Annotated in this window: 19 protein-coding genes and 1 pseudogene; 16 read left to right on the top strand and 4 right to left on the bottom strand. The window is 59.7% G+C overall.

The genetic code is table 11. The features are described 5' to 3' along the window. Positions 1–249 precede the first annotated feature (249 nt). From ISX84_RS02095 to ISX84_RS02050, 10 genes are all read left to right on the top strand, one after another. Positions 250–1,953: an IucA/IucC family protein gene (locus ISX84_RS02095; protein WP_195818664.1), complete on the top strand. Its 1,704-nt coding sequence runs from the start codon at positions 250–252 to the stop codon at positions 1,951–1,953. Next, positions 1,940–3,688 (top strand): IucA/IucC family protein, encoded by a 1,749-nt coding sequence (locus tag ISX84_RS02090; protein WP_195818663.1) that lies wholly within the window; start codon positions 1,940–1,942, stop codon positions 3,686–3,688. The genes ISX84_RS02095 and ISX84_RS02090 overlap by 14 nt, the downstream gene beginning before the upstream one ends. After that, positions 3,672–4,907: an AMP-binding protein gene (locus ISX84_RS02085; RefSeq protein ID WP_195818662.1), complete on the top strand. Its 1,236-nt coding sequence runs from the start codon at positions 3,672–3,674 to the stop codon at positions 4,905–4,907. Before ISX84_RS02090 ends, ISX84_RS02085 begins: the two co-directional genes overlap by 17 nt. Next, positions 4,904–6,178, top strand: coding sequence for a DUF6005 family protein (locus ISX84_RS02080; RefSeq protein ID WP_195818661.1), 1,275 nt, complete (start codon positions 4,904–4,906; stop codon positions 6,176–6,178). Before ISX84_RS02085 ends, ISX84_RS02080 begins: the two co-directional genes overlap by 4 nt. Continuing rightward, positions 6,178–7,062 (top strand): sugar phosphate isomerase/epimerase family protein, encoded by an 885-nt coding sequence (locus tag ISX84_RS02075; protein WP_195818660.1) that lies wholly within the window; start codon positions 6,178–6,180, stop codon positions 7,060–7,062. The genes ISX84_RS02080 and ISX84_RS02075 overlap by 1 nt, the downstream gene beginning before the upstream one ends. Continuing rightward, a complete protein-coding gene (locus ISX84_RS02070) occupies positions 7,046–8,887 on the top strand; it encodes an ABC transporter ATP-binding protein (RefSeq protein ID WP_195818659.1) in 1,842 nt (613 codons plus the stop codon). The genes ISX84_RS02075 and ISX84_RS02070 overlap by 17 nt, the downstream gene beginning before the upstream one ends. Positions 8,888–9,140: 253 nt before the next feature. Beyond that, entirely contained in the window at positions 9,141–10,016 is an 876-nt protein-coding gene (locus ISX84_RS02065) for a MotA/TolQ/ExbB proton channel family protein (protein ID WP_195818658.1), read from the top strand. Positions 10,017–10,018: 2 nt separating this feature from the next. Next, on the top strand, positions 10,019–10,396 hold the full coding sequence (locus ISX84_RS02060) for an ExbD/TolR family protein (RefSeq protein ID WP_195818657.1): 378 nt from the start codon (positions 10,019–10,021) through the stop codon (positions 10,394–10,396). A gap of 9 nt (positions 10,397–10,405) precedes the next feature. Beyond that, on the top strand, positions 10,406–10,789 hold the full coding sequence (locus tag ISX84_RS02055) for an ExbD/TolR family protein (protein WP_195818656.1): 384 nt from the start codon (positions 10,406–10,408) through the stop codon (positions 10,787–10,789). Further along, entirely contained in the window at positions 10,786–11,613 is an 828-nt protein-coding gene (locus ISX84_RS02050; RefSeq protein ID WP_195818655.1) for an energy transducer TonB, read from the top strand. The genes ISX84_RS02055 and ISX84_RS02050 overlap by 4 nt, the downstream gene beginning before the upstream one ends. A gap of 84 nt (positions 11,614–11,697) precedes the next feature. On the opposite strand, the gene ISX84_RS02045 is transcribed toward ISX84_RS02050, so the two are convergent. Further along, on the bottom strand, positions 11,698–11,982 hold the full coding sequence (locus tag ISX84_RS02045) for a TfoX/Sxy family protein (protein WP_195818654.1): 285 nt from the start codon (positions 11,980–11,982) through the stop codon (positions 11,698–11,700). A gap of 725 nt (positions 11,983–12,707) precedes the next feature. Here ISX84_RS02045 and ISX84_RS02040 point away from each other — a divergent pair. The 3 genes from ISX84_RS02040 (at position 12,708) to ISX84_RS02030 (ending at position 17,367) form a co-directional block, all read left to right on the top strand. Beyond that, positions 12,708–13,013 (top strand): hypothetical protein, encoded by a 306-nt coding sequence (locus tag ISX84_RS02040; RefSeq protein ID WP_195818653.1) that lies wholly within the window; start codon positions 12,708–12,710, stop codon positions 13,011–13,013. 334 nt (positions 13,014–13,347) lie between these two features. Continuing rightward, complete coding sequence (locus ISX84_RS23425; protein WP_326838685.1) at positions 13,348–16,863, top strand: M10 family metallopeptidase C-terminal domain-containing protein; 3,516 nt, start codon at positions 13,348–13,350, stop codon at positions 16,861–16,863. 102 nt (positions 16,864–16,965) lie between these two features. Then, positions 16,966–17,367, top strand: coding sequence for a hypothetical protein (locus tag ISX84_RS02030; protein WP_195818652.1), 402 nt, complete (start codon positions 16,966–16,968; stop codon positions 17,365–17,367). A gap of 22 nt (positions 17,368–17,389) precedes the next feature. Here ISX84_RS02030 and ISX84_RS02025 read toward each other — a convergent pair whose 3' ends face one another. The 3 genes and pseudogenes from ISX84_RS02025 to ISX84_RS02015 form a co-directional block, all read right to left on the bottom strand. Beyond that, entirely contained in the window at positions 17,390–17,689 is a 300-nt protein-coding gene (locus ISX84_RS02025; protein WP_195818651.1) for a hypothetical protein, read from the bottom strand. A gap of 153 nt (positions 17,690–17,842) precedes the next feature. Then, positions 17,843–18,106: pseudogene (locus ISX84_RS02020) on the bottom strand (SMC-Scp complex subunit ScpB); the annotation flags it as partial. A gap of 253 nt (positions 18,107–18,359) precedes the next feature. Beyond that, positions 18,360–19,355: an App1 family protein gene (locus tag ISX84_RS02015; RefSeq protein ID WP_195818650.1), complete on the bottom strand. Its 996-nt coding sequence runs from the start codon at positions 19,353–19,355 to the stop codon at positions 18,360–18,362. A gap of 690 nt (positions 19,356–20,045) precedes the next feature. On the opposite strand from ISX84_RS02015, the gene ISX84_RS02010 reads away from it, so the two are divergent. The 3 genes from ISX84_RS02010 to ISX84_RS02000 are packed head-to-tail and all read left to right on the top strand — an operon-like array spanning position 20,046 to position 22,173. Next, positions 20,046–20,942 (top strand): mechanosensitive ion channel family protein, encoded by an 897-nt coding sequence (locus ISX84_RS02010; protein WP_195818649.1) that lies wholly within the window; start codon positions 20,046–20,048, stop codon positions 20,940–20,942. 59 nt (positions 20,943–21,001) lie between these two features. Beyond that, a complete protein-coding gene (locus ISX84_RS02005; protein ID WP_195818648.1) occupies positions 21,002–21,214 on the top strand; it encodes a DUF2945 domain-containing protein in 213 nt (70 codons plus the stop codon). 2 nt (positions 21,215–21,216) lie between these two features. Beyond that, a complete protein-coding gene (locus ISX84_RS02000) occupies positions 21,217–22,173 on the top strand; it encodes a DNA topoisomerase IB (protein ID WP_195818647.1) in 957 nt (318 codons plus the stop codon). Positions 22,174–22,193 lie beyond the last annotated feature (20 nt).

Below are 22,193 nucleotides of genomic sequence, written 5' to 3'. Positions count from 1 at the left end.
CGAAAAACCAGCGGCATCTGCCGCAATCGGAGGCTTGTTCAGATGCGATCCCTTGCGAAGCTTCACTTGCCGCAGACAGCGTACCAGCTGCAACGGCTCCTGTCACAACTGGTGCAACGACCTCCCGTCCCGCAAGAGCCGCATAGGCTGCCGCAGACTGCAGGTATCGAAAAACCCAATAAAACAAACCACAGGTCACACGGGATTAGCCCAACGCAGCAGGCTGAAACCGCAACGCTGAAGGCATTTTTGAACGGCTATATGCGCGAGATCGTCAGCGGCCATGTCACCGCACATGCCAACGACAGGCCACGTGTCGTGGAATTCGATCTGCCGCAGTCCTTTGCGCGACTGAAAGTGGACATCATCTACTGGTCCCTTACGGGTCCGCATGATTTTGGCCCGATGTCTCTTTGCAACGCGCAGGACCGGCGCTGGAGAACGGCGGAGGCCGGCGAGGTCATCCCGATGTTGGTGCGCGATTGCTTTGCCCGCAGCGACACGGATGACGGGCAAAAGCAGCATGAACTGCTGCGCCGCATCCTCAACAGCCACGACCAGATCGCAAAATGCTGCACGCGCGCAGGCACCCCGCCACCCGAATTTCTGGCGGCTGAACAATCCCTGATCTTTGGTCACTGGCTGCACCCGACACCCAAGAGCCGTGAGGGCATGACCGATTGGCAGGCGGCGATCTATGCGCCTGAATTGAATGGAACTTTTCAGCTGCGGTATTTTGCCGTAAATCGCGATATCGCGTACAGCGGGGCCGTAGGGCGTCGGGCCGCGCATGATCTCATCAAGGACATCCCTGGGCTTGATGACGCTGGCTTTTGCATCCAGCCCCATGAATTGCTGCTGCCGATGCATCCGTTGCAGGCGGAGGCGCTCTGCCTGCAACCGGCGGTCCGGGATCTGCTGGCTACTGGCAAACTGCGGGATCTCGGGGCAGCTGGCGCGCGGTTCTCAGCGACCTCGTCGGTCCGCACGGTTTATGCGCCGGACTGCCGCTGGATGTTCAAATTCTCCTTGCCTGTCAAAATCACGAATTCTCAGCGGGTCAACCTGCGTCATGAACTGGAAGCCGGGGGCGTTATGGCGCAACTGCTGGCCAAAACCGGATTTCTGGACCGGCACCCGCAGTTTGGCGTGATAAACGACCCGGGGTTCGTTTCTGTCACCCTGCCCGGGCAGCGGGAAAGCGGGTTCGAGGTCATCATTCGCGAGAACTCTTTCAGCAGCGCGGCACAGCCTGTCGTGACAATCGCGGCCCTCACGGCGGATGCGCCTGCAGGCGATATCTCGATGCTGGCGCGGCTGGTCACGGATGTGGCGGGAAGGCAAAACCTCTCGGAGGCCGAGGCCGCAACCCGGTGGTTCGACGCATACCTGGACTGTGCACTCCACCCGGCACTGGCGCTTTACGACGCCTACGGGATCGCGCTGGAAGCGCATCAGCAAAACAGCCTGCTGGACGTCCATCAAGGGGTTCCGACACGATATTACTTCAGGGACAATCAGGGATACTACATCTCGGACAAGAGCGTCGACCGGCTGGCCCAGCTGGAGCCGCGCGTGACCACGTTGAAATCCATCTGTTTTCCGGAAGCCGAAATCACGGACCGCTTTGGATACTACCTGATCGTCAATCAGGTGTTTTCGATCATCAGCCGTCTCGGTCGCGACGGGTTTCTGCCCGAACACCTGCTGCTGGATCGGCTGCGCGCAGCGCTGCGCCGGGCTGCTGGAACCTGTCGTGGTCCGGCGGCGCGGTTTGCCCACCATCTGCTGACCTCGCCCAGGCTGGCCTCCAAGGCCAATCTCCTGACCCGCATCCATGATGTGGACGAGCTGCGCGCAGAAGGTGAGAAAGCCATCTATATCCGGCTTGAAAACCCGATCCTGCAACAGGAAACGGCACAGGTCAGCGGGCAGCGCAATGTTCCAGCCTGAGCCAACAATCGAAGCGGCACAGGGCATCGCGCATCACCGCGTACTGCGTCAGTTCTGCGAAGCATTGCTCTATGAAAACCACCCTGCGTTGGATGTTCAGAAAAGCGCGCCGGGCCAGTTTGCGTGGCGTATCGGAGACCATGCGTTTCGCGCATCAGGCTGGCGCGGCGCATTTGGCCGCGTTCACCTGACGGATGGGACAATCCACCGTATCGCCCCCCGGGGACCTCGCCCGGCAACCTGCGAAGATCTGCTGCTGGCCCTTGATCTGGACACTGGAGTTCGTGAGGCGCTGCGCGAGGATCTCATCCGCACCGCGCATCTGACCGACCTGACCCGCGATCTGGTGCACCGTCACGGGCCGCGGGTGTCCTTGCCTTACAGCCTGCTGGAAACCGCGATTGACGAAGGCCACCCCTATCATCCCTGCTTCAAGGCGCGCAGCGGGTTTTCCGATGCGGATCATCTGTCATACGGGCCGGAGGCGGGTGCGCGATTTAAACTGCAATGGCTCCTGCTGGACGCAGACATCGTTGACCAAAACCTCCCGTCGTCTGACACGTTCTGGCAAAGAGAACTGGGCGCTGCGCATTGGCAAGCGTTGCAGAACAAAGTCGCGGATACCGCATCGAACCGGGCGACGCGCGCCATACTGCCGGTACATCCCTGGCAACTCAAAACCCTGCACACGCAACCGCTCTATCAGGACTGGTGCCGACAAGGCATCGTGAAAGAACTGGGTGCGCTCGGCGATCACTATGTCGCCAGCCAATCCGTGCGCACGCTGATCAACGCGGATGCGCCGGAACGCGCCCATGTGAAGACGGCGATGGCGATGCGGAATACATCCGCGTTGCGCACGATTGAGCCTCACTCCGTCTGCGTGGCACCTGCGGTTTCGAACTGGCTCGCGGCGGTTTTGGACGGCGACCCGCTTTTTGGGCGGGAGTTGAAGCTGACGCTTTTGAAGGAATACGCGGGCGTGATCGCGGGCCGCGCAACCCCACTGGCGGGTTATCTTGCGGCGATCTGGCGCCAGAGTCCGGAAGGGATCGGCCTGGCTGCCGACGCGGTGCTCCCCTTCAACGCGCTGTCCCTGACCGAGGCCGACGGCCGCCCGCTGATCGATCCATGGGTGCGGTCCTTCGGGTTGGAGAAATGGCTGGACCAGCTTCTTCGGATCACCGTTCTACCGGTGTGGCATCTGATGGTTGCGCATGGGATCGGGTTGGAGGCGCACGGCCAAAACCTGTTGCTGACGCATGAGGGCGGATGGCCTACCGGCCTCGTCGCCCGGGATTTTCACGAAAGCCTGGAATACGTACCCGCGCTGCTGTCCCGTCCCGATCTGGTGCCTGATCTGGGCCTGATCGATCCTGTTTACATCGACGCACCGCCGGACATCTATCATGCGATGGCATCCGCCGAAGCGCTGCGTGAACTGGTGGTGGACACCCTTTTTATCTATAATCTGGCGGAGCTTTCAGCGCTGCTTCAACGGCACTATGGCCTGCCCGAGACCCTGTTCTGGCCGCGCGTCCGCCTGCTGATTGATAGCCATGTTGAGCGCCACGAACTGCAAGAACGCCAAGCGCTCTTTGACCCGTTCCGCCCGCATATCTTCACCGAATCCCTGATGACGCAAAAGCTCATGCCCGCCTCTGGGCTGTGCCGTCATCGGGTCCCCAACGCCCTGCAACCCGCCAAAGGAGACACCCATGTTCGTCCTGAATGAAACACGCATTGATCCCGCGGAGGGTCAGGGGAAGCTGCGCGCGCTCTACCGCGACGCCCACGCTCACCGATACGCCCTGCATCTGCAGGACACCGGCGACGTGCTGCGCCACATTCTGTTCTTGCGGGATGCCAATGCCGGTGTGTTTCCGATCCACCCTGACATACCGGCACAGAAAGCGAGGGAGATGGCGCGGGCGGCGGGATGCGACACCATCGTCACCGCCGAGGGTGTAACCTCCCTGGATGTTGCACCGGACAGTCAGCCCAGAGGCGGCGTGCTGGTCCAGATGAGTTCCGGTACCACAGGCGCGCCCAAGGTGATCACCCGGACATGGCAGCAGATCAGTGTCGAGGTGGCCAGCTATGCCGCGTCCTTCAAACAGGCGCAGGCGATGACGCCGGTGATTGCCTGCCCGGTCACGCATTCCTACGGGCTGATCGCGGGCGTGCTCGTGGCGCTACATCGGGGCCATACGCCAGTGATCATCGACACGATCAATCCGAAATTCATCCTGCGCCGCCTGCGCGAGGTGACGCGGCCCCTGCTCTATACCTCGCCGGCGATGCTGCACACCCTGGCCCTTTTGCTGCCCAAGGGCGAAAACCTGCATGCGGCCATGACATCGGGCACGGTACTATCAGAGCCCTGGTTTGACAGCATCCGGGCCAGCACGACACATCTGTTTCAACAATACGGGTGTTCGGAGACCGGGTGCATTGCGATTAACCCGGACTTACGACAAGCCGCCGACATTGGCTATCCGCTACCGCATCTGACGGTCCGCGCCGGAACTGGTGTCGAAGCCCCTGCCCCGATCGCCGTGCAGGTGGACGGTGCTGAGATCGACACCGGCGATCTGGGCTTTGCGAAAGCAGACGGCATGCTGGTATTTGTCGCCCGTCAGGATGACGTGATTGATGTGGCAGGGTTGAACGTCTATCCGCAGGATGTCGAACAGGCGGCCCTCGCGCAACCCGGCGTGTCCGACGCAGTGGCATTTGGCATCGACGACCCGCTCGCTGGCGGGCGTGTCGCGCTGCTCGTCGCCGGACCGCAGGCTGACCCGGCCACTCTGCGCCAACAGCTTCAAACGCAGCTTGCGCCTTACCAACAGCCCACGCTGATCCAGCATGTCGCGACTTTGCCCAGACAGGCGAATGGCAAAATCAACCGGCGGCACATCGCGCGCAGCCTGAAGGGGGAGGTTGACGCATGAATACGCAGAGCATCCTGCAAGCAGTCGAGAGTGTTTTGCGCGACCAGATGGCAAACCAGCATATGGCGGATTTCAGCCCGCAGGCGCGGCTGAACGAAGACCTTCATCTGGATTCCGTTCAGGTACTAAATCTGTTGCTGCATCTGGAAACGCGGCACGGTTTCTATGTGCCGGAAGAAACCCTTGGCAGGGACAGTTTTGAAACGGTGGAGGGGTTAGCCCTTTTCATCACGGGCGAACCAGCCGCCGCAGAGGCACCGGACGACGCAGAGATCGACATCAAGGTGCATTGCTTTGTCAGTTGCCTCAGCGCGGCAATCAAGGCCAGCGACGGCCTCGATCACCGGCCGTTTTACTTTGGCGTTTGGGATACGGACTTCCATGTCGATGACAAAGCGCGGCTGACCTACCACGCGCCGTCGGTGAAACATGACCATTTCCGCCACTGGTTTCGCAGACTCTACGGCGTGAACGTTATCGGCTGGTATGACCCAGCCAGGACCAAGCAGGACAATCTCGACCGGTTTGAGCAGCTTTTGCACGACAAGCGCGAGACCGAGCATCTCATGGTCATGCTGGATCTCTACCACCTGCCGGAGCGTGAGAACAAATTCAATCAGAACCCGTTCCCCCACTACGTGATGATCGACAGGACGGACAACCCGGACATCTGGTTCATGCACGACCCCGACTACCGGTGGGAAGGCCCGTTGGAACGCCGCGCGATCCTGAAGGCGATTGCCCAACCCAGCGTCGCGGGCGGCTATATCTTTGATCGGGCAGAGGCACGCGCCCCGTCGCGTGACACCCTGCAGGACTACTTTCTGACGGTCTTTGACGGCGGGCATAACCTGCTGACGGATGCGGTGCGCGAGATCGTCCGATGTCATGTTGACCCCTCCACCCCGCTGGCGCTGTCGGATCTCGATCATGCGCTGCGCGAACTGCCGGTGATTGCGATCCGCAAATATGCCTACGAGCATGGCTTTGCGTTTTTCTGGCGGGAATTGGGTCTGCCTGAGCAGGATTTCGAGGACTGGTGCGATCAGATCGAGGCGCTGCATCAGGGTTTCAAGGCTCTGCACTACCGGATCGTGAAGCTCTCCGCGACGCAGGACCCCACGCAGACCACTCAGGTTTTTGCCGATCTCGACGCGCTGGATGCACAGGAATTCAGGATCAAAGCGGGCCTGTGGGCCTGGTTCACCGCGTGGCAGGCGGCGGCTGAGATCAAGCAACCCCCTGCCCTCGCCAAGACAGGAACAGTTTAATGCAAATCTCCCTCTGCACCATCAGTTTCCGCCATCACTTGATCGGCCTCCAGCAAATCGCAGACTGGGCAAGCCAGATCGGCTTTCAGGGCATCGAGATATGGGGCGCCCATGCACGCAACCTGCCGCCCGACAGCGGACAGGATGCGGCGTGGCTGGCGGCATATGGCCTCGATGTGCCGATGATCAGCGACTACCTGCCGCTGGATCGCCCAGATCTGATGGGTGAGAAAACCGCGGATGCCCTGCTGCACGCCGCCCGCTGGCAGACCCGCAACATCCGCACCTTCGCGGGAAAGACCGGCAGCGCCGAGACCGGATCGGATCAGCGCGCCCAAATCACCCAAGCCCTGCGAGGCGCGTGCCAACAGGTCCATGAACACGGATGCACACTGCTGATCGAAACGCACCCGGGCACGCTGGCGGATACGCTTGCCTCCACCTGCCAGTTGATCGAAGACGTGGATCACCCGGCATTGGGCATCAACTTTGACGCGCTGCACGTTTGGGAGGGCGGAGACGATCCAGTTGTGGCCCTGCAGGCGCTGGCCCCCAAAATCGGCAACTATCACTTTAAAAACATCGCGCATCGATCCCTTTTGCCGGTTTTTGCACCCGCCAATATCTATGATGCCGCCGGATCACGCGCGGGCATCGTACCGCTCCTGGAAGGGCAAATGGCCTATGGGCCGCTGATCACGGCCATGGCCGACACCCCCGGCTGCCGGGTCTCGCTGGAATGGTTCGGCGGAGATGTGTTCAACGTGCTGGAAACAGATCTCAAGGCGCTTCGGCAAGGGCAGACCGGGGCGGCCAGACCGGACACGGCACAGCCTCCCGTTTCCTCAAACAGAACGCCGTCGCATCATGTTCCACTTCTTTGAATCGCGCGTCGATCCTTTTGCCCACACGCCGGTGGGGCCTCCGCCCGGCACGGTGGGTGGATTTATCAGATCGCAGCTCAGACCTTATAGGCGCTGGCTCCCGTGGCTCGCTCTTGTCGGGCTGATCGCGGCGCTGACGGAAACCGCTTTGATCTTCTATTCAGGGCGTCTGATCGATCTGATGGCGGCCAGCGGCCCACAGGCGTTCTGGGGCAATCACCATGTGGAAATTCTGCTGGCGCTGGGGTTTATCCTGCTGATCCGGCCCGCCGTTGTCACCCTGAACCATCTTTTGTTGGAGCAGACGCTGTCGTCCAATCTGCAGGAACAGGTTCGCTGGCGCGCACATCATCATCTGCTCCATCAATCGGTCGGGTTTTTCCAGAACGATTTCGCCGGTCGGCTGTCAAGCCGCGTCATGCAGATGGGCCCGGCGGTGCAGGACAGTGTCCACATGAGTTTTGAGGCGCTCTGGTACAGTGTGACCTATGTTCTGGGCGCAATCATCATCCTCAGCCAGATCGACCTGCGGCTGGCCGTACCTTTGGCACTCTGGGTGGTCGGATATGCCGTTTTCGTGTGGCATGTGGCCGGTCGGGTCGGCATCGCCTCTGAACGCTGGGCAGAAGCGCGTTCTCGCACAAGCGGTCGGATTGTGGATGCCTATAGCAACATCGAAACGGTCAAGCTCTTCTCCGGCGGTCAGCAGGAGCAGACCTATGCCCTCTCGGCGCTACGCCGCCTACGGTTGCGGTTTCAAAAGTTCCTGCGGATGATGACAGCCTTGGCCTTCGGCCTGAACGCCATCAACGGTGTGCTGATCGCCATTGTTGTGGGCCCCGCCATCTGGCTCTGGACCCATGGCACCGTCTCGCTGGGAGAGGTTGCCGCCGCGGCGGCCCTGACAATCCGGCTGAACGGGATGAGTGCGTGGATCTTGTGGATCACTGTCCGGCTGTTCGAAAACGGAGGCGTCATCCGCGAAGGTCTGCAATCGATAGCAGCCCCACATCACATTACGGACCGCCCGGACGCCGTCACCCTGCCGCGCCGTGGCGCAGAAATCCGGATCGAGAATCTCAGCCACCATTATGGCAAGGACATGGGTGGCCTGTCGCATATCACACTGTCAATCCCGCAGGGGCAGAGGGTCGGCCTGGTGGGGCGGTCAGGTGCGGGAAAATCCACGCTGGTGAACCTGCTGATGCGATTTCACGAGGTTGAAGAGGGTCGCATTCTGATTGACGGCCACCCGATCAATGCGGTCACGCAAGACAGCGTGCGCGCCCAAATCGGGATGGTCAGTCAGGACACCTCGCTGCTGCATCGATCCGTGCGGGACAACATCCTCTATGGGCGTCCCGAGGCAACAGAGGCTGAAGTCATCCGGGCCGCCAAACAGGCCCGGGCGCATGATTTCATCATGGGACTGCAGGATCACGCCGGACGGCTTGGCTACGACACCCGCGTGGGGGAACGGGGCGTGACCCTTTCCGGCGGGCAACGGCAACGGATCGCCCTTGCTCGAGTCATTCTGAAAGACGCGCCTATCCTGATCCTGGATGAGGCGACCTCTGCTCTGGACAGCGCGGTAGAGGCTCAGGTTCAGGAGGCCTTGCAGGATGTGATGATGGGTAAAACCGTCATCGCGATTGCGCACCGCCTGTCAACCATTGCCCGTATGGACCGTATCATCGTGCTGGATCAGGGGCGGATTGTGCAGGACGGGCCACATGCCGCGCTACTGGAGCAAGGCGGGCTTTATGCAGACCTCTGGCGGCGTCAGTCCGGCGGTCTCATTGGCGTGCAGTCGGCGGTTGGGTGACAATAGAGTGCCTGTTCAGGCGACTAACTTGACAAAAATACTTGGTGATTTTATGCGCTATTGCAGCCCTGTTTGATGCAGGCTCCAGCAAGGCTGTCCGGCACATGACCCGCAGCCCAGCCAACAATCCAGTTTACGGCCCGACTTTTTGCGGTCACCTCGCGGCGCTTTCGGCAACCGAAAGGGCGGGCTGACATCGGATCGGCGGGTTTGCGCGCCGCCAGCGGTTCCGTGCGGCTGATCGGAGTTCGTGATGATAGACCGTTTTCTGCCCGCGTTGATATCCCTACCGATTTGCGTCTCTGGCACAGTGATCGCGGCGCAGGAGGCATCCGACGCCGGCCCTGATATCGGCACGGCACCACCAATCCTGTCGGCACCGGAGGAAACATCTGTGGGAGAGGCAGCACCCCTTCCGTCCTTTGATGCGTCCTCGTCGATTGCCCCGTCAGAGGTCGAAGGCCCGACCACATCCGGCATTCTGGATGCGGCACAGGAGGCGCAACGGTTTCTACAGGATGGCGGCCCTGCCATCTGGGCGATTGCTGCGCTTTCCGTGATCACCGTGACGTTGATCTTGTGGAAAATTTGGCGGCTTGCCCTGATTGGCGCGTGGTCGAAAGGCCGGGCTGGCCAGGCCGTGGCTGCCTTTGAGAACGGCGACGCCGAACAAGCGCGGGCCATCGTGCGCGGGCGTCTCGGCGTGCGGTCAAAAGTGGTGGATGCAACAGTCAGCGCAGTGGCTCAGTTGCCGGAGGACAAGGCGCGCGAAACAGCCGCGCGGATTGCCAAAAACGAACTGGCGGGCGCAGGCACCGGCTTGCGCGCACTGGAACTGATCGCCACCATCGCCCCGTTGCTGGGGCTGCTTGGCACCGTGCTGGGTATGATCGCCGCCTTCCAGGCGTTGCAGGAAGCAGGCAACCGTGCCGATCCCGCCCTATTGGCGGGCGGAATATGGGAAGCCTTGTTGACCACCGCCGCCGGCATGGCCGTCGCGATCCCGGCCTCGGCCGCGCTGACCTGGTTCGAAGCCGTGATAGACCGCATCCGCCGCGATCTGGAGGACGGCATCACCCGGATTTTCGTGGCGCACAGCCCGGCGGCCCTGAAACTGGCTGCGGAATAGCCATGGAGTTTGCCATTCCATCGCGACCACGGCGCAAGCCGAGCCTGACCCCGATGATCGATGTTGTCTTCCTCTTGCTGGTGTTTTTCATGTTGGCGTCGCGCTTTGGCGCGGAGGTCATGGTACCCCTGCCCCTTGCCGCGGGAGGCGGCGACTACACCGGCCCGCCGCGGTTGATCGATCTGGGGCCGCAGGATATCCAGCTCAATGGCATTGCCGCAACCGAAGACACTCTGGTGGCAGCCTTGCGTCCGTTGATGCAGGCGCCGACTGATACAATTATCCTGCGTGGCCGTGACGGAGCCACCCTGCAACGGATCGTTCGGGTGACCGAGATGCTGCGTGCGGCGGGTTTCACCGCCGTTGTGCTGGTCAAATAGAGACATATCGTGGACCTCTCCCCTCCCTTGCGCAAACCACGCACTGAATCAATTGTACCGATGATCAATGTCGTATTTCTGCTGCTGATCTTTTTCCTCATGACGTCGCAGATTGCGCCTCCCGATCCCTTCGAGGTGACCGTACCCACGGCGCGAGACGGGTCTGACGCGCAAGCCAAGGTCGTGCTGTACATCGATGGCACCGGCCGGATGCATGTTGATGGCGCCGAGGATGCTGCCGTTCTGCCCCGTTTGCAGGCGCTGAATGCGGCGGAAACCGAACTCCTGTTGCGCGCAGATGCCACGCTTGAGGCTGCGCGTCTGGCCGAAATACTGATGACACTGGCCCAACTCAATCTGACCCGGGTCGAACTGGCCGTGACCCGACAATGAGAGGTCTGGCGGAAGCCGTGGTTTTTCTGGGGGTGGCGCTCTGCCTGCATGCGGTGATTTTCACGCTGAGGCCTTCATCAGGATCTGAGGCGGGCGGTGTCGGCGGGGAGAGCCTGGTGTCGCTTACGGGCGCAACGCAGCAGATTGCTGCCATGGTCGAGACATGGGAGCAGCCTCCGGAAGCGGCGCAGCAACCAGATACGCTCGAAGCGCCGGTACCCGTCCAAGCCGCGCCGCCCAATATGCCAGAGTTTGATCTGGAAGCTGCGCCGGATAGATCAATCCAACTGCCTATGTCAGACCCGACACCTGAGGCCCGACTGCCGGAGGTCGAGACAACCACGCCCCCGCCACCCCCGCCTGCCGCGATGCCCAAAACGGTCCAGCGCCCGCAAAATCGCCCGGAACGCGCAGAACCATCGGGGAGAGCGCAGGTGACCCAAGCCGGCCGGGCCGCCCAGCGGGCCGCCGGCACCGGCGGTGGACGGCAAGCGGGCCAATCCGCTGTCGCTCAGGCCAGCACGCTCTCCGCCGGGCGAGAGGCAGAATTACAGGCGGTCTGGGGGGCGCAGATCCGATCCCGCATTGAACGGAAAAAGAGTTTTCCGTCCGGCGCGTCCGGATCCGGTCGGGTCGTCGTTTTGATCACTGTCTCGCGATCAGGCAGCATGTTGGGCCATCGGATCCACACGTCATCGGGGTCAAGCGCTTTCGACGCTTCCGCCATGCAGGCCGTCGCGCGGGCAACCCGCCTCCCAGCGGCGCCGCCTGAACTCACAGCCCCGCAATACAGTTTCGCGCTGCCTATTACATTCTCAAGATAAACACGGGCACGAAGAAGTGTCCTGGCCGCAGGGAATTGACCGCCGCACGCTGTCGTCAACCCATGGAGCTATTCGCCGCCAAAGTCAGGTTGCATCCAAGAAGCGTGCAGCATCAGCGCGCAGCGCCTGCTTCACGTCTTCACCAATATCATCCCAATGCTGATCGCGCAGAGCCCCCTCCAATGAGTACAGATAAAAACAAAGCGGTGTCCTCGCTTCGGGATGGCGCTCTTTGATCTCACAATAGGCCGTCACGGCGCCAACCCGCTTCAGATCATTTTTTGTGCGAATACCGACCTGATTGAGCCGTTGCGCAACCGTTGTTCCAATATTTCTCAGCTCTCTTACAGCCAGATCCGGGTGATCCATGTTTGCAGTTCCTGCGTTCATCGCCTCACTTTCTATTGCACTTCTATGGACAGAAATTGTCAGCAATGGACGCAAAGGCTTTCATCTAAAGGCCCCTCTCGATTGCCAAACACCAGTCCAATGCATGATCGGTTGATGAGTGCCATGCCCAAGCGGGCCAATGTTTTCAGGCGGCTATCTGTCAAGAGAACGAACGTGACGCATGGCAAGCACATATTGGAGCAGGCCGACTATGGTGATGTAAGCTGGAAGGACAGGGGCCGAGCGTGACACGACAGAGCCTCGCGGCGACGGGACACAGGTCACGAAAGCCCGATCCGTGAGCAGCAGGAAAACAGTACGTCGCTATTTGAGTCCCTAGTACTTGCAATACCCTCGGAAACGACGCGGCATGCAGCCACCGATGGCCATCGTGAGGCGCGAGGCAGTCTATCCTGGAGGCTGAGAGTGCTGTTCCGCTCATGCGCTTGATCAACCAAGCCAGATTTTGCCGATAGACCGGCGATCTGGATTTCCAGTTGAATCCAAAGGCTGAATCCCCAAGAATTCAATCACAGGTAGAAGATCAACTATATCAAAACACCTCATTGATTGATGAAGGTGATCCGTTTTTTTCAGCCAGCTCCCTTTTCAAAATCAACACTGACAGGGTCGGTTTCCAATCGGCTTTGCCCAACCTCAACGACCGTAGAAACTTACGGCTGCCCAACAGGAGTCTCAAAAACATGCCATCTTCAAGCCAGACGACCGACCCATGGCGGATCAACCGTCAGAGGTCGGAGAACCCCTATGTTCAGAGCATCGACTACGAGGCCTGCCTCGATGATCCCGGCGCGCTGGATGACAGTTTGATGGCGAAGATCGCCGCAGAGTGGCTAGCCATCGATGTCACAGAGCGCAGCGACCATCCGGGGCGGCAGGATCGGCGATCTGTGCTCAGGAGATGTAGGCGTCCGTCACCCCGTTCGACCACGAGGTCGGCCAGGGCCATCCCCGCCTCCGCAACGCTGCGTTTTATCCAGGAAGTGTAACACGGCGATCCGTCGGGAAAGGATCGTTGGCGTTCAAAAATCACACGACAGGAAAGCGGAGCATCTTGGCCGGACACGATGTCTGTAGTCTGGGCCGGATCCACGCTCTGCATTGATTGGATGACCCGATTGTCGGGAATCCAATCCTGTCCGAAGTGATCAATTGAGGATTTGAACGTCACTCGGTCTCCCCCGGCGATCTGAACTCGCGACTCCCGCGTCGCTCAAAAAGGACGAACTGAACATGTGCATGATGTGCCAACTGGGGTACGGCCCCGAGAAAGTGACCTCTTTTGAAAAGATTGGTTTTCAAGAGACTGGACTACAAGCAGACTTGGAGGCGGCAATAGCCGTTCCAGAGCCGGAGACTGATCCCGCAGCGCTCGAAGTAGATACCGAGGAACCTACCACGTCGCGCATCCATACTGGATCCGCAAACACTGCCAGCACTCAGGAAACGGCTTCTACGGACTCAAATGACGGGGCGCTTCAAGCGTCCAGTACCGCGCAATTTGAAACCGACGACACCGACGACCCGTGGTGGGTCAACGATCAGACGCCGGACAATCCTTTTGGGAAGAGTGAGGATTACGAAGCCTATCTCGACTATCTCGGCGCGCTGAACCGTAGCCTGACGCCGGAGATTGCAGCGGAGCCCCTCAGGATCAACGTTCAAGAGTTGAGCAACCACCCTGACTATCAGGAAGCGGCAGTTGGTGCGCTCGAGATGTGGGCCTCGGTCACACCGTTCGAGTTCGAAGTCGTCTATGACACACCATATGATGCCGACACGGATTGGATGCAGATTGTCAGCCCCGAAGTGGGCGAGCAATCCGACGGGAGCGCATTTTCAAGCAACCGGTACATCAGCGTCGGTCAGCGGTTTCACGACACGGAACCCAACCTCACAGACATTGGCGGCTATGTTTTCGACACCTTCATTCACGAATTGGGGCACGAGTTCGGCCTCAACCATCCCGGTCTCTACAACTACAGCGGCCCCGGCGGCGTGCAGATCAACCATCTGAACAACGCCACATGGATCTATGACCGTCAGCAATATAGCGTCATGTCCTATTTCGATGGGATCGATGTCGGCGAAGACACCCGCTGGTCCGCAGCGACCCCGCTGATGGCAGACATCGAAGCGGCCATCCGCACCTATTTTTCGACTGTCGATGAGGCTGGCGTGCGGACCTACGAGACGATCAACCTGAATACGGGTGACGATGTCTATGGCTTCAACAGTTCGAAGTATGGCTACGAACTCACCTCGTCCGGGATGCAGCGCGATATCGGCTTTGTGATCCACGACACCGGGGGCACCGATACCATAGACTTTTCCGGTTCTACCGCGGGCACGATCCTGGATATGCGCGCCGGGCAGTTTTCCAGCGTCAACGGCCACAACAACAATGTGTCCATCTTTGCAGGGCACAATGCCGACGAGACCGAATACTACATCGAGAACGGTATCGGCAGCCAACATGACGACATTCTGATCGGGAATGACGGCAACAATGTTCTGGATGGCCGCAGTGGCGGTGACCGTATGGCGGGCGGCGGTGGCGACGACACCTACTTTGTCGACTCGCTGGATGATGTGGTGCGTGAGGAAGAGGATGGCGGCAATGACACCGTCTTCGTGATGTCAAGAGACCTCGACATTGGCAATATCGAGAACGTCGAAAACATAATCTATGTCGACAGTTCTCTTGTCCAACTCGAAGAAGATACCGTTGAGACACCGTCCATGTCTGGCGACAATATGCTGACCAACATCATCGTTGGGGATGGCACCGACGAGACCATCGACGGGGGCGCAGGAGGCAGCACCATCTTCGGGTTGGGCGGCGATGACATCCTCATCGGTGGCACGGACTCGCTTGCAAGCCGCGACATCAACAACACCATCGACATTGCCGACCTCGAAGACCAGACTGAAAGCGATGACGGCAATGACGCGCTCTACGGTGGCGACGGCAATGACACGCTCTTTGGTGGCCAGGGTGACGATCTGCTCGACGGTGGTGACGGCGACGATATGATGAGCGGCCAGGCCGGCGTCGACGTTTTCCGCGGTGGTGCGGGCAACGACACCGTCGACTACAGCCAGGAGAGCCCCTTCCAGCTGCTGGTCAATCTCGAAACGAACGTCGCAAACGGCGGTACCGCATCTGGCGACACGTTCTACAGCATCGAGAGTCTGATCGGATCCAATGATCGGATCGACCGGTTCATCGGAACCTCTGCGGCCAACCACTTCATCGGTCAGGGTGGCGGCGACGTGTTCAACGGTCGCGACGGCAACGACACATTGGATGGCGGCAATGACGGCGACATCCTGTATGGTGAGGGTGGTGACGACCTCATCATTGGTGGCTCTGGCCAGGACTATCTCGATGGCGGCGAAGGTAACGATACGGTTGTTTACACAGACAGCTCCAGCGGCGTGACCGTGGACCTCGTCAACGGCAGGGCCACGGGTGGGGACGCGGATGGGCCTGTGCAAATCGTTGGGCGCGGCACGACAATCGATCACGACATCCTTGTCGATTTCGAGAACGTCATCGGCTCATTCCATGACGACTGGCTGATTGGCGATGACAACGCCAACGTGCTATCCGGCGGCGCGGGCGACGATCTGCTGACCGGCGGCGGCGGGCCCGATCTGTTGAGCGGTGGCGCTGGCAGCGATACAGCGGACTATTCTGACGCGACCAGCGGTGTCAGGCTCAACCTGAGACGCGACATGTCCGAAGGGGACACCTATGTCTCGATTGAAAACCTCACCGGTTCTGGATTTGACGACCTGATAAGAGGTGACGCGGGCGCCAACGTGCTGACCGGTCAGGGCGGTGACGATACTCTGCGCGGCGGCGGCGGGGATGACACGCTGCTTGGGGATTTCGCCTATCAGGGTGATGCCTTGCCAACGCCGGGATTGGGCACGGGATATGCCACGCTTGGACCGGATGCGACGAACAATTCAATCGCAACAGCCTTCGACATTTCGGACAACTTCTCGCTGGAAGAGGACCCCGACATTTTCGATTCCACAACCGTTCTGCACACCACGGTCGAAGCCACCGGGAATGGCCTGGGCGGTTATTACAGTATCGATCTGGCCGCCGGAACGATCCTATCGATCGATGTTGATGGCATCGCCGATCCAAATGTGCATGACAGCTGGATCCGGTTGCTGAACAGCAGCGGCGACATCGTTGCCGAAAATGACGACGGCGGCGGCGACCCCGGTTCGGCCTCCACGCGGGACTCCAGCACGGTCTATGTCGTTGAAGAAACCGGCACCTACTACATCTTGCAAGGCAGCTGGTCACCCGATGCACCGGGCAATGGCTGGGCTGAGACGGTGCCGGAAGGATCGACTTACACACTGAACGTGTCGGTGGATTTCCCGCCAGCACCCACAGAACCAGGCGAAGCTGGCGCCGACAGGCTGAACGGTGGTGAGGGCAGTGATCTGCTGGACGGAGGGCTTGCGGCTGACACGCTTGTTGGCGGGTTGGGCGAGGATTCTTTCCGGTTCTCGACAGCCCTTGGGGATGGCAACGTGGACCGGATCAGGGACTTTGACGTTGGTGAAGACCTGATCCTGCTGGACAACACCATCTTCGATAACCTTGGCGATGATGGTGCGCTTTCGTTTGGCGCATTTCATCAAAGCACGGCAGGGGTAAGCCGAGATAGCGATGATCGCATCCTGTATGACATCGACGATGGGGCGCTGTTCTATGACGACGACGGCTCTGGTGAGGGCGAAGCGATCCAGTTTGCACAGCTGAGCAGAAATCTCGATCTTTCTGCAGAAGACTTCATTGTCGTCTGACGCGACATGGAAGGGGCGCGTTCAGGGCGCCCCTTTGGTCACCGGTCTATCAGCGCGGCGCGCGCGCCGCGCGGGTAAGGCAACAGGAAAGGACGTAGCGACGTGAAACCCCCGGTCAATCGCCGAACCCTTCTCATTGCGGCAGGATCTGCGGTCGTTGCCGTGTTCGCCAGAGCGGTATCGGCGCAGTCACAGGTTGTGCGTGGCGCGGTCACCTACACAAGCGGAGAGGTTATCCCGAAAGGCCAGATCAACATCCAGATCGCGGAGCCATCCATTCAGGATGGCACCCGACAAGGTACGATGGAAACAAAGGTCAACAGCGACGGCAAATCAGAGACGATATCGTTTACCCTGGCATTGCCTGAGCGTCTGAACACATCACACAAAATGGAGGTAGTTGCACACCTCCAGCGCGACGACGGCTGGCTACTTGCGCGTGGCAGTGCGCCGCTGGCCCTTGGTGATCCCGTTTCCATCACGTTGTACACCGCGATGTATTGAAGCGGCCAAAGGCACCCGTTACTCAGCTACCGCGAACGCATAGAACGTGGTCGCGTTTTCCCATCAGCGTTTTCGATGTTGTTTGTCGTCCATGTCCGCTTGACTTGCTCCATGCTGAATTCTTCTCGACTGCAATGAACTTCCGCTTTCCGATTTCCCTTTCAGTGACAGTTTTTCCCCGATAAAAAAGCTCTCCAAGAAACTCCGGACTGTCGCCGATGTTAAACGACCCTTTATTTGGCCGACGAAGTGCCGCGTCAATGCCCGTATCGACTAATGGAGATTTTGGCTGTTTGATATCTCGTTTGCGTTCCTCAGGCATCCAGGCGCTCAGCTTGGTGACCATCGACCGCCGAATGAGGATGTCGATTTACTGGTCCACCGTCTCTCGCTTTAGCTGGGCGGGTTTGATCAGCTCGGATGTGTTGACTTCCCTGCCGAAGATGCCCTTGAGCCCATCGCGCGTGATCAACTAGTGGTAGGCGATGGCCGCCAGCCCGGCGACATCGTACTCATGCAGGTCGAGATGTTGGTCTCCGACATCGGTTGCCGCCCGGATCGCGGGCGCACAACCTAACCACATGCGCGGCATCCAGCCGCCTGCGACTTGCAACACTTCGACGGATCGTTCTCCCAAGTCGGCAGCGATATCCTCAATGAGGAGATCAACCGAGGCACGCGCTGGCACAGGGTACGGCTTCGATCCGATGCATTATCCGCGCCAGCGAAGCTTGGGAGGCTGACCGTTTCACAGATGGCCGCTTGATCACCAAATTCTGCCCACTCTCCAATTCATGACACAATCCGGAAATTAAAGGCACGGCCAAGGACTGATTTTGCTCAGCTTTTTGGGCCAGGCATCCAAAAGTAATCGGCTCTACGACATTTCAATACCTGTGCTGTGTCCTCCCGAAGCCTTGCCACCGGAGCTTTGTCTTTTTCACTGGGGGGTGTCGCGTATGCACCCACTACCGCTCAGTCGGCCCAAGGAACTAGGTCTCGGACGTCAGCAGTCGCGCGACGTCGCGGCTGGGCGGCATCTGCGGTCCGTGAAAGACCTCGACACCGGCGTTTCGGATCCTGAGCATTTCGGACTTGTCGACAGCGTCAGACCCGTCATTCGTTTCCCGCAGGATGACTGCCTTCACCCGATCAGGAAAGGCCTCAATAACATCTGCATAAATCTTGGCGTCCTTCTGTCCGGTATCGCCCATCAGCAGCGTAGGCAACGTGGGGTTGGCCTCCAGGATCGTTTGAATGCTTGCGCCTTTGTGGCTGCCGTGCCCCGCGGTAATGAATTTGTCCTCAGACAGTCCCAGATCGCGCAGGAACATCGGCCCGCGCGTCAGGTCGTTTCGCGCGAAAATTCTTGTGAGGAACGAGTACAGGTTCCACGGCGAAGAGCTGACGTAGTAGACCGGATTGCGCCCTTCCTCCGAAAGATCCCGCAACAGCCGCACCGCATCGGCATACACACGACGGTTGAGAATATTGCCGGTCATTGAGGTCCACAGGTTACGCGTCAAGGAATATGCACCGGTTTCAAGCACCGTGTCGTCAATGTCCGAAATGATCATGAACTTGGCCTCCGGCGACGGAACAAGGACGAAACATTGCGTTTCATCCTCGAACCCTTCGATCCTCACCGGCAGAGGCACCCAGCCCGTCGCCGATTCGCGGGGCAGGCTCAGCGTGAAATACCCTTCCTCGTCACTGGTTGTTTCGGTCTCTCCGGTGCGGACTGTGACGTCGGCCACCTCATCGGTCAGGAAGAGAGAGATCATTTCGCGCAGGTTGGTCAGCCACGAGGCATCGACTGCCGGATTTTGCTTTCGCAGCGATGTTAGCACCCGCCCCCTTGCAACCAATGCGGTGGGCGTCGCGTAGCCCGCATAGGCCTCGATCACGCGGCTTCGTTTTTGTTGCCGTCGAAACCGATCCAATCCGCGCTCAAGCGAAAGCGCAAACTTGTGGAGGGTGGTCTTCATCATATCACCTCTTCAGCAGACCGATAGTGGCTTCGTGAACACCACTGAATCGGACAAAAATCATTCTTTAACAAATTTTTACTGCGCGACCTGAATGTAGTTTTCCCGCGGGGCACCATGTAAAATGGCATGAATTCCATCAGTCAAACCGATCATCTGTATGTCACAGCCTGATTGCGGCCTGCACATCAGCCAACGCATTGTTTTCACCTTGGTTCCCAAGCGCCTGCAAAATTCGAACAAGGGTTTCTCCCCAAATCGTTGTGCTTGTGTCGAAACAGAGCTCGGTTTGGATTTGATTTGGATGCCATAATTGCCGGCGCTATGAGCGGATGGCGATGGTCAGCCCGCACACTTGCCTAAAACCTACCCCCCGGACCTCCTGAACCTTGGGAGGATCACGCGGCTGCTCCGGTTGGTAGGGCTTCCAATTCGCCGACGCGAGAGACTTTACCGACTGCCAGTTGATCTCACCAAGAGGCGGACAATGGACACCCAAAGTGGGTTGCAGGTCGCGTGAACAGTCACTGCGACCATGAGGTTTCGTCGTCGATCATGTATGCCCCAGGGGTGCGGCAAAGAGGCCTGTCATCCTTGAGGTTCAGCCGGATCACGCAAGCCGGGCGCGCGCGGTTGGGAACATTCGGTCCTGTGGGGCGTTAACGCATATCGGTCATTGATAAGGCAATCATGGAAGTCACGACACTCACCACGGCGCTTGTGGACAAGCTCACCGAATATGCCGATGCGCTTGTCGACGTCGGGCCGCGGCTGGTGGTCGCTGTCGTCGTGGTTCTGGCGACATGGGCCGTTACGTCGCTGGCCAAGGGAATTGTGCGGCGGCTCGGCAAGCGGTTCAGGATGCGCCAGAACCTTGTCGATGTGCTCGCGATGATCGCGGGCGTTGGTCTGTGGCTTGTCGGCATACTGCTGGCGCTCACGATTGTCTTTCCATCCATCACGCCCGGCAAGGCGCTGACAACGCTTGGTCTGGGTTCCGTGGCGATTGGTTTCGCCTTCAAGGACACGTTCGAGAATTTTCTGGCGGGCATCCTGATCCTGCTGCGGGAACCGTTCCGCATCGGTGACCACATCGAATGCGACGACGTCGAGGGGCAGGTGGAAGAGATCACGATCCGCGACAGCCATGTCCGCCAGACGGACGGCCAGCGGGTTGTCGTGCCGAACCACATCCTTTTTCAGAACGCCGTCGTCGTCCGAACCGACCGCGATCTGCGCCGCACGACCATCATGTGCGGGGTTGCCTATGGCGAGGATGTCGATGCCGCGCGCAGCATCATTGAAGATGCGGTGATCAGTGTGGATACCGTGCGCGATGATGTGAAGGATGTGGAGGTCTTTGCGCAGGCCTTCGGCGCATCCTCGATCGACTTCGAAGTCACTTGGTGGACCGGGTCCAGACCCATAGATATCCGCCGCTCTCGCGATCAGGTGATCGCGGCGGTCAAACGGGCGCTGGACGACGCAGGCGTGGAAATCCCCTTCCCCTACCGGACACTGACTTTCAAGGAACCACTGAACGTGAAATCCAGCGCGCTCGACAAAGAAGAGGCCCAGTCATCCTGAGAGGCCGGCGCCTGTAGGAGCTACCAGCGCTTTAATGACGAACCAGGAGGAAACACAGAATGTCGATTGGAACAGGAGACAAGGTCAAGTGGGACTGGGGCAATGGAACCGCCACCGGCACCGTCGACAAGACCTATACCCGCTCGGTGACCCGCAAGATCAAGGGCACGGAGGTCACGCGGAACGGGTCAGATGACGACAAAGCGCTCTACATCAAACAGGAGGACGGGGACGCTGTGCTGAAACTCGCCTCCGAGGTGACCAAGTTCTGATCATGCCAGGCATCGTCTACTATCCGGATGACCGTCCGGGCATCACGCGCCAACGATGGGGCCGAGGGTTCAGGTACCTCGCCCCGGACGGCACGGCGATAGATGATGCAGGCGAACGCAAGCGGCTGGCCTCGCTCGCCGTGCCTCCGGCCTATGATGACGTGTGGATGTGCCCCCTGCCCCACGGCCACCTGCTTGCCACGGGACGGGATGCGAAAAACCGCAAACAGTATCGGTATCACCCGGATTGGGCGGCAGAACGGGCCAGGACCAAGTTTGAGTTGCTGCCCGACTTCGGCCGAACCCTGCCGCGCATCCGGCGCCGGGTGCGGCGTGATCTTACCGAAAACGCCGGTGAAAAGACCTTTGCGCTCGCCAGTGCGGTGGCCTTGATCGACCGGGTCGCGATGCGGGTCGGCAGCGACGAATATGCCCGCGAGAACGGAAGCTATGGTGCTTTGACGCTCAGGCAGCGCCATGTCGCGCTGAACGGAACCTGTATCAATCTCAGCTACACTGCGAAAGGCGGGAAGCGCGTCCGCAAGCAGATGGCGGACCGGACCCTGGCGCGCATCCTGAACAAGATCGGCGATTTGCCCGGTGCCACGCTCCTAAGCTGGGTCGATGACGACGGCGGCCCGCAGACACTCAGCTCGCACGCTCTGAACGACTATATCGCGGCCACCTGTGACATGGACGGGATCACCGCCAAGACGTTTCGCACATGGGCAGGGACATTGGCGGCTTTCGAAGTTGCTCAGGCCGGTCCGACCACGATCAAGGAGATGTCACAGGCCGCGGCAAAGAGGTTGCACAATACACCGACGATTGCCCGCAACAGTTATATTCATCCGAAGGTGATCGATTTGGCGCAACATGAGGCGACCCTGCCAGCGCCAACGGAGATTCCCGACCTGCGGGTGAGCGAGCAACATCTGCTCAGCTGGCTTGAAAGCTAGGGGACCCCGGGCAGCAGACG

The sequence above is a fragment of the Roseobacter sp. MH60115 genome (assembly GCF_015644665.1).
Classification (GTDB): domain Bacteria; phylum Pseudomonadota; class Alphaproteobacteria; order Rhodobacterales; family Rhodobacteraceae; genus Roseobacter.
The sequence above is the reverse complement of the archived record's forward strand: the minus strand, read 5'-3'. Positions and strand labels throughout refer to the sequence as shown.